Consider the following 8,083-nt stretch of genomic DNA (forward strand, 5'->3'; position numbering starts at 1 on the left):
CGGCGGGGGGACCACGGGGCCGGGGGGGTTTCCGTTTAGGGGAGTGCCCCCACCTACCCCGTCCGCCGCTTGGGGGGGGGGGGGGGGGGGGGGGGGCCCCCCCCCCCGGCCGGTATGCGGCACGTGGTGATGCCCTCGGGCGGCGTGATGAGCGTGCGCAGCGTGTGCCTGGGGCTGTACTGGGAGCCGTATCGCTACACCGAGCAACTGCCCACCGGCGAGCGGGTGAAGCCCTTTCCGCCGCTGCTGGGCGCGTTGGCCCGGCGGGCGGTGGCCGAGGTGTACGGATCGAGCCCGAGCGACCCGTACGACATCGGCCTGGTCAACTTCTACGACGCGAACGCGAAAATGGGCCTGCATCGGGATGCCGACGAGGACTCGCCGGCCCCGGTGGTGTCGCTGAGCATCGGCGACACCTGCGTGTTCCGCTTCGGCAACACCGAGACCCGCACCCGTCCGTGGACGGACGTGGAGCTGCACGGTGGCGACCTCGTGGTGTTCGGCGGCCCGTCCCGGCTCGCCTACCACGGGGTGCCCAGGATCCGCCCCGGCACCGGGGATCCGGCCACCGGCCTGGCCGGCGGCCGGCTCAACATCACCATCCGGGCATCGGGTCGACCCGGCCGATGACGGCGCGTCCCCGAGGCCGCCAAGCCCGCTCGCCGCACCCACCCTCGGGTCGCCGCGCCCGGCCCCGCAGTCTCTGCCCGTGGGACGGGGTTGACGGATCACGCCCGGGAAGGGAACTCTCGTACGAGTAACCGAACGGAGTCGGTCGATCACCCCTCGGATTCCTCGGGGGAGTCCGGGTCCACCACGAGGCATCGTCGCGGCTCGAACAGGGCCGACCGGGCGAGCCGTTGGGAGCGTCATGTCGTCGCAACGCCGTCGGGTCGGTCCGCTCATCGCCTTGAGTGCCGCGGCCCTGGTGGCATGTGGCGGCCCGGCCCGGTATCAGGCGGTGGTCTCGGCGTCGCCGGCGGCCGCCGCCGGCCCGTGCCGGTCCGCGGTCGCCCGCGGGGAGTTACCCGGGTGGGCGCGCTCGGGCCTCGCGCCGGGGGCGTCCGCCCCGCACGTGTTCGGCGCGCGCGGGGAGATCGTCGCGATCCTGCTCGGCTATCCGTACTCGGCCCCGGCCAAGCCCGGCCGGCCCAGCAGGATCCTGTGGGCGGCCCGCCCGGGCCCGACCGACGACGACCGGCCGAGCCGGGCGCTGCACATCGAGGCGACCCTGGTCGGCGGCAGCCACTTCGTCACCCGCGAGCTGGCGAACGGCCCCGGCCCGGCCGACATCGACCTGCCCGCGCCCGGCTGCTGGCACCTGGACCTGTCCTGGTCCGGCCGCACCGACGCGGTGGACATCCCGTACGAGGTCGGTTAGGCCAACCTCCGGCGGCCCCCTCGCCGCTAGGGCGTCGCCGCCGCCGCGAGGGCGCCCAGGGCCATCCGGTGCAACATCGGCGCCAGGATGCGCTGCGGGGTGCGCAGGGTGTGCGGGGTCGAGTTGATCAGGCCGAAGGCCGCGTGCACCGCCGCGCGCGCCTCGCGGTCCTCCAGTCGGCCCGGATGGGCCTTGAGGGCGACGTCGACCCAGATCTCCACGTACGCGCGCTGCACCCGGCGGATCCGGTGCCGCTCGGCCGTGGGCACCTGGTTGAGCGCGTGGTCGTGCAGCGTGATCAGGTCCGGGTGGCGCAGCGCGAAGTCGACCTGCCCCTCGATCAGCGCCGCCAACGCCTGCGCCGGATCCTCGATCGCGGCCCGCTCCCGCCCCCTGGCCAGGAGTTTCTCGCTGATGTCGACCAGCAACTCGGTCAGCATCGCCTCCTTGCCCCGGAAATGCTTGTACAGCGCGGGGCCGCTGATGCCCACCGCCGCGCCGATGTCGTCCATGCCCACGCCCTGGTAGCCGCGCTCGGCGAACAGTCGGGCTGCCACCTGCAGGATCTGCTCTCGACGGCTCATGGTCATGTGTCCATGCTAGACACTCGGATTAACCGTGGTTAACCTCGGGGGCAGGTGAACGCAGGTTAACTTGAGGCGGTGTCATGGAGAGCGTGCTCGGCACAGCCGCCGACCCGGGGGCGAAGACGTACCGGGCCAACGCGGAGGCACACGAACGCGCGGTCGGCGAGCTGCGCGACCGGCTGGCGGCAACCGCCCTGGGCGGCGGCGAACGCGCCCGGGAGCGGCACACCGCGCGCGGCAAATTGCTGCCGCGCGACCGGGTGGAGGCGTTGCTCGACCCGGGCACGCCGTTCCTGGAGGTGGCCCCACTGGCCGCCGACGGCATGTACGGCGGCGACGCGCCGGCCGCCGGGATCATCGCGGGCGTCGGCCGGGTGGCCGGCCGCGAATGCGTGATCGCGGCCAACGACGCGACCGTCAAGGGCGGCACGTACTACCCGATGACGGTCAAGAAGCACCTTCGGGCGCAGGAGATCGCACTGGAGAACCGGCTTCCGTGCCTGTACCTGGTCGACTCCGGCGGCGCGTTCCTGCCGATGCAGGACGAGGTGTTCCCCGACCGGGACCATTTCGGGCGGATCTTCTTCAACCAGGCGCAGATGAGCGCCAAGGGCATTCCGCAGATCTCCGCGGTGCTCGGCTCGTGCACCGCCGGCGGCGCGTACGTGCCGGCGATGAGCGACGAGACGGTGATCGTGCGCAACCAGGGCACGATCTTCCTCGGCGGCCCGCCGCTGGTGAAGGCCGCGACCGGCGAGGTGGTCAGCGCCGAGGACCTGGGCGGCGGCGACGTGCACGCGCGCATCTCCGGCGTGGTCGACCACCTGGCGAGCGACGACAAGGACGCGCTGCGGATTGTCCGCGACATCGTCGGCACCCTCGGCGACCGCCCGCAACTGCCATGGGACGTGCGCGAGATCGAACCGCCCGCGGTCGACCCGGCCGGGCTCTACGGGGTGGTCCCACCCGACGCGCGCACACCCTACGACGTGCGCGAGGTGATCGCCCGGATCGTGGACGGCTCGCGCTTCCACGAGTTCAAGGGCGAATACGGCACCACGCTGGTCACCGGGTTCGCCCGGATCCACGGCCACCCGGTGGGCATCGTCGCCAACAACGGCATCCTGTTCGCCGAATCCGCGGTCAAGGGCGCGCACTTCATCGAACTGTGCGACCAGCGCGGCGTGCCGCTGGTGTTCCTGCAGAACATCACCGGCTTCATGGTCGGCAAGGACTACGAGCACGGCGGCATCGCCAAGCACGGCGCCAAGATGGTCACCGCCGTGGCCACCACGCGCGTGCCCAAGCTGACCGTGGTGATCGGCGGCTCGCACGGCGCGGGCAACTACTCGATGTGTGGCCGCGCGTACAGTCCGCGCTTTTTGTGGATGTGGCCCACCGCCAAGATCTCGGTGATGGGCGGCGAACAGGCCGCGACCGTGCTCGCCACGGTCAAGCGCGACCAGGTCGAGGCGAGCGGCGGGAACTGGACCGGCGAGGAAGAGTTCAAGCAGCCGATCCGCGACCAGTACGAGCGGCAGGGCAACGCCTACTACGCGACCGCGCGGCTGTGGGACGACGGGATCATCGACCCGCTCGACACCCGCACCGTGTTGGGGCTCGCGCTGACGGCGTGCGGAAACGCGCCGCTGGCGCAGCCGCAATTCGGTCTGTTCCGGATGTGAGGGGTCACGACGTGTTCGAGGCTGTACTGGTCGCCAACCGAGGCGAGATCGCGGTCCGGGTGATCCGCACGCTGCGCCGCATGGGCGTGCGGGCGATCACCGTCTACGGGCCGGGCGACGCCGACGCGCGGCACGTGCGCGAGGCGGACGTGGCGGTCGCGGTGCCCAGCTATCTGGACGTCGCCGCCGTGGTCGCCGCGGCGGTGCGATCCGGCGCGCGGGCGATTCACCCGGGGTATGGATTCCTGTCCGAGAACGCCGCGTTCGCCGCCGCCGTGGAGCAGGCCGGACTGGTCTTCGTCGGTCCGCCGGCGGGCGTGATCGAGCTGATGGGCGACAAGATCCGGGCCAAGGAGACGGTCGCCGCCTTCGGCGTCCCGGTGGTCCCGGGCGGCGGTGCGGCCGGCATGAGCGATGCCGAACTCGCGGACATCGCCCGCGAGATCGGCTTCCCGGTACTGATCAAGCCGTCGGCGGGCGGCGGTGGCAAGGGCATGCGCCTGGTGCACGACGGCGCGCTGCTCGCGGACGAGATCGCGGCGGCGCGGCGGCAGGCCAAGGGCGCGTTCGGCGACGACACGTTGCTGGTCGAGCGCTGGATCGACCGGCCCCGACACATCGAGATCCAGGTGCTCGCCGACACCCACGGCACGGTCGTGCACCTGGGCGAACGCGAGTGCAGCCTGCAGCGCCGACACCAGAAGATCATCGAGGAGGCCCCGTCCGCGCTGCTGGACGCGGACACCCGGGCCGCGATGGGTGCCGCCGCCGTGCGCGCCGCGCGGGCCTGCGGCTACGTGAACGCGGGCACCATCGAGTTCATCGTGCCGGCCGAGGATCCCGGCTCGTTCTACTTCATGGAGATGAACACCCGCCTCCAGGTCGAGCACCCGGTGACCGAACTGGTCACCCGGGTCGACTTGGTGGAGAGCCAACTGCGGATCGCCGCAGGCGCCGCGATCGGCAAGTCCGACGTGTCCATGCACGGCCACGCGGTCGAGGCGCGGATCTACGCCGAGGACCCCGACCGGGGCTTCCTGCCCACCGGCGGCCGGGTGCTGACGGTGTGCGAGCCGGACCTGGAGGGCGTCCGGGTGGACTCCGGGCTGCGCGAGGGCGGCGAGATCGGCAGCTCCTACGACCCGATGCTGGCCAAGGTGATCGCCTACGGCGACGACCGGGCGACGGCGATCAGCCGACTGCGGGCGGCACTTGCGCAGACCCGGGTGCTGGGCGTGACCACCAACCTGGGCTTCCTGTACCGGCTGTTGGGTGACCCGGCGGTGCTCGCGGGCGACCTGGACACCGGGCTGGTCGAGGCCAGGACGGACGACCTGACCGGGCACCCGGCCCCGCCGGAGGTGGCGGTCGCCGCGGCGCTGGCGGCGCGGGCCGAACGCGGGACCGGCACCGGCTGGGCGGATCCGTTCTCGGCGCAGACCGGGTGGCGGATCGGCGGGCCGGCCTGGGACACGCACGTGTTGCGGATCGGGCCGGGTGAGCCGATCGAGGTGCGGGTGCGCGGCGGCGAGGTGTCCGTGGACGGCGGCCCGCCGGTGCCGGCGTCGGTGCAGGTGGTGCCCGGGGGGCTCGCGGTCGGCCACGACGGCCTGACCAGGCGCTTCGACTACGTCGCCGAGTCGTCCGGGGTGCGCTGGCTCGCGTACGGGCCGGACACCTGGCGGGTGAGCGAGGTGGACACCGTGCGGGCCGAGGCGGCCGGCGGTGCGGCGGCCAGTGGCGCGCTGACCTCGCCGATGCCGGGCACCGTGACCGTGGTCAAGGCCGCGGTCGGCGACCGGGTCGGCCGCGGCCAGACCGTGGTCGTGGTGGAAGCGATGAAGATGGAACACGCGCTGACCGCGCCGTTCGACGGTGTGGTCACCGAGATCGGCGTGGCGGCCGGCGCGTCGGTGGCGATGGACCAGACGCTGGCGGTGGTGACGCCGGATGCGGCGCCGGCCGCACCGGGCGGAGAAGCGCTCGACGGGTCGCCCGCCGGCTCGCCCGATGGATCGCTCGACCGGGAGGCGAGGGCCTGATGACGCGACGATTGCCGGATACACACCGCGAATCCGGGCTGCCGGAGCGGGTGTTCATCCACGAGGTGGGTGCCCGGGACGGATTGCAGAACGAATCCGGGGTGGTGCCCACCGAGGCCAAGATCGAGTTCGTCCGCCGGCTGGCCCGCGCGGGTCTGCGCACGATCGAGGTGACCAGCTTCGTACCACCCAAGTGGGTGCCCCAACTCGCGGACGCCGCAGAGGTGTTCGCGGCGGTACGGGCGGATGCCGAGATCGCGACGGCGGACCGCCGGTTGCCGGTGCTGGTGCCCAACGAGCGCGGCTTCGACCGGGCGCTCGAACTGGGCGCCGATCGCATCGCGGTGTTCGGCAGCGCCACCGAGACCTTCGCCCGGCGCAACCTCAACCGCACGGTGGCCGAATCGCTGGCCATGTTCGCCCCCGTGGTCGAGCGGGCCGGCGCCGCCGGCATCGACACGCGCGGCTACCTGTCCATGTGCTGGGGCGACCCGTGGGAGGGGCCGGTACCGCTCGACCAGGTGGTCCGGGTCGGCAAGGCCCTGATCGAGATGGGCTGTTCGCAGCTCAGCCTGGGCGACACGATCGGCGCCGCCACGCCCGGACACGTCACCGCCCTGCTGACCGCCTTCGCCGAGGCCGGCGTGCCGGCCGAGCGAATCGCGGTGCACTTCCACGACAGCTACGGCCAGGCACTGGCCAACACGCTCGCGGCGCTGCGCTTCGGCGTGACCACCGTGGACGCCTCGGCCGGCGGCCTGGGCGGTTGCCCGTACGCGGACAGCGCGACCGGCAACCTGGCCACCGAGGACCTGGTCTGGATGCTGCACGGCCTGGGCATCGAGACCGGCGTCGACCTGGGCGAACTGGTCGCCACCAGCGTCTGGATGGCCGAACTGCTCGGCCGCCCCAGCCCCTCGCGCGCGGTCCAGGCGCTGATCGGCAAGCGGGTGGACGCACACGGCCTGGTGCTGCCCGACCCGAACTCCTGACGGCTGCACACCCGCAGCCGACCGACCACCCTCCGAAGGACCGGTGCCGCCACGAGCGCGCCGAGCCGCCCCGCACACCGAATCCGGGAGCCTGCCCCATGTTGGACCACCGCCTCGACGACGAGTACGAGCAACTGCGGCGCACCGTCGCCGAGTTCTCCAAGGACGTGATCGCGCCCGCGATCGGCGAGCTGTACGAGAAGCACGAATTCCCGTACGCCATCGTGCGCGAGATGGGACGGATGGGCCTGTTCGGGCTGCCCTTCCCGGAGGAGTACGGCGGCATGGGCGGCGACTACCTCGCGCTCGGCCTGGTCCTGGAGGAGCTGGCCCGCGTCGACTCCTCGGTCGCGATCACCCTGGAGGCGGCCGTCTCGCTGGGCGCGATGCCGATCCACCGCTTCGGCACCAAGGAGCAGAAGCAGACCTGGCTGCCCAAGCTGACCAGCGGGGAAATGCTCGGCGCCTTCGGCCTGACCGAGCCCGGCGGCGGCTCGGACGCGGGCGCCACGCGCACCACCGCGCGCCTGGACGAGGCGGCGGGGGAGTGGGTGATCAACGGCGGCAAGTGCTTCATCACCAACTCCGGCACCGACATCACCGGCTTCGTCACGGTCACCGCGGTCACCGGCACCAAGGGCGACGGCGGCAAGGAGATCAGCACGATCATCGTGCCCTCCGGCACCAAGGGCTTCACCGTGGCGCCGCCGTACTCCAAGGTCGGCTGGAACTGCTCGGACACCCGCGAACTGTCCTTCACCGACGTGCGCGTGCCCGCCGAGAACCTGCTCGGCGAACGCGGCCGGGGCTACGCCCAGTTCCTGTCCATCCTGGACGAGGGCCGGGTGGCCATCGCCGCGTTGGCCACCGGGCTGGCCCAGGGCTGCGTGGACGAATCGGTGCGCTACGCCGGCGAACGCGAGGCGTTCGGCCGGCCGATCGGCGCCAACCAGGCGATCGCCTTCAAGCTCGCCGACATGGAACTGCGCGCCCACAACTCCCGGTTGGCCTGGCGGCACGCGGCCTCGCTGCTGGTGCACGGCGAGCGCTTCAAGAAGGAGGCCGCGCTGGCCAAGCTGTACAGCTCGGAAAGCGCCGTCGACAACGCCCGCGAAGCCACCCAGATCCACGGCGGCTACGGCTTCATGAACGAATACCCGGTGGCCCGCTTCTGGCGCGACGCCAAGATCCTCGAAATCGGCGAGGGCACCAGCGAGGTCCAGCGCATGCTGATCGACCGCGAGTTGGGCCTGCCGCGCTGATCACGACGGGACATCGACGCCGGCCACCCCGGACGCGCGCCCCCCCCCGCGGGCCCCGGCCCCGGCCGCGGGGGGTGTGGTAAAAAAAAAAAACAGACCCCCCCACAACCACAAAACACGGAATAACGGGGCTC

General features: G+C 72.3%; 6 protein-coding genes and 1 pseudogene. 6 read left to right on the forward strand and 1 reads right to left on the reverse strand.

Annotation, left to right across the window (positions count from 1 at the left end; all coding sequences use genetic code 11):
- Positions 1-102: 102 nt before the first annotated feature.
- Together ACFXMF_RS45390 and ACFXMF_RS45395 are read left to right on the forward strand one after the other, a co-directional pair.
- Positions 103-630 (forward strand): annotated as a pseudogene (locus ACFXMF_RS45390) (alpha-ketoglutarate-dependent dioxygenase AlkB family protein); the annotation flags it as partial.
- Positions 631-871: 241 nt separating this feature from the next.
- Positions 872-1,381: a hypothetical protein gene (locus ACFXMF_RS45395; RefSeq protein ID WP_360312672.1), complete on the forward strand. Its 510-nt coding sequence runs from the start codon at positions 872-874 to the stop codon at positions 1,379-1,381.
- Positions 1,382-1,407: 26 nt separating this feature from the next.
- On the opposite strand, the gene ACFXMF_RS45400 is transcribed toward ACFXMF_RS45395, so the two are convergent.
- Positions 1,408-1,971 (reverse strand): TetR/AcrR family transcriptional regulator, encoded by a 564-nt coding sequence (locus ACFXMF_RS45400; protein WP_360312674.1) that lies wholly within the window; start codon positions 1,969-1,971, stop codon positions 1,408-1,410.
- Positions 1,972-2,048: 77 nt separating this feature from the next.
- On the opposite strand from ACFXMF_RS45400, the gene ACFXMF_RS45405 reads away from it, so the two are divergent.
- From ACFXMF_RS45405 to ACFXMF_RS45420, 4 genes are all read left to right on the forward strand, one after another.
- Positions 2,049-3,653 (forward strand): carboxyl transferase domain-containing protein, encoded by a 1,605-nt coding sequence (locus tag ACFXMF_RS45405; protein WP_360312676.1) that lies wholly within the window; start codon positions 2,049-2,051, stop codon positions 3,651-3,653.
- 11 nt (positions 3,654-3,664) lie between these two features.
- Positions 3,665-5,695 carry an acetyl/propionyl/methylcrotonyl-CoA carboxylase subunit alpha gene (locus ACFXMF_RS45410; RefSeq protein WP_379989896.1) on the forward strand — a complete coding sequence of 677 codons (2,031 nt, stop codon included), beginning with the start codon at positions 3,665-3,667 and terminating at the stop codon, positions 5,693-5,695.
- The gene (locus tag ACFXMF_RS45415; RefSeq protein ID WP_360312680.1) at positions 5,695-6,687 is read left to right on the forward strand and encodes a hydroxymethylglutaryl-CoA lyase; all 993 of its coding nucleotides are present in this window, start codon (positions 5,695-5,697) and stop codon (positions 6,685-6,687) included. The genes ACFXMF_RS45410 and ACFXMF_RS45415 overlap by 1 nt, the downstream gene beginning before the upstream one ends.
- A 101-nt stretch (positions 6,688-6,788) precedes the next feature.
- The gene (locus tag ACFXMF_RS45420; protein ID WP_380021221.1) at positions 6,789-7,949 is read left to right on the forward strand and encodes an acyl-CoA dehydrogenase family protein; all 1,161 of its coding nucleotides are present in this window, start codon (positions 6,789-6,791) and stop codon (positions 7,947-7,949) included.
- The last annotated feature ends 134 nt before the right edge of the window (positions 7,950-8,083 follow it).

Origin of the sequence: Embleya sp. NPDC059213, assembly GCF_042754445.1 — a bacterium.
Classification (GTDB): domain Bacteria; phylum Actinomycetota; class Actinomycetes; order Streptomycetales; family Streptomycetaceae; genus Embleya.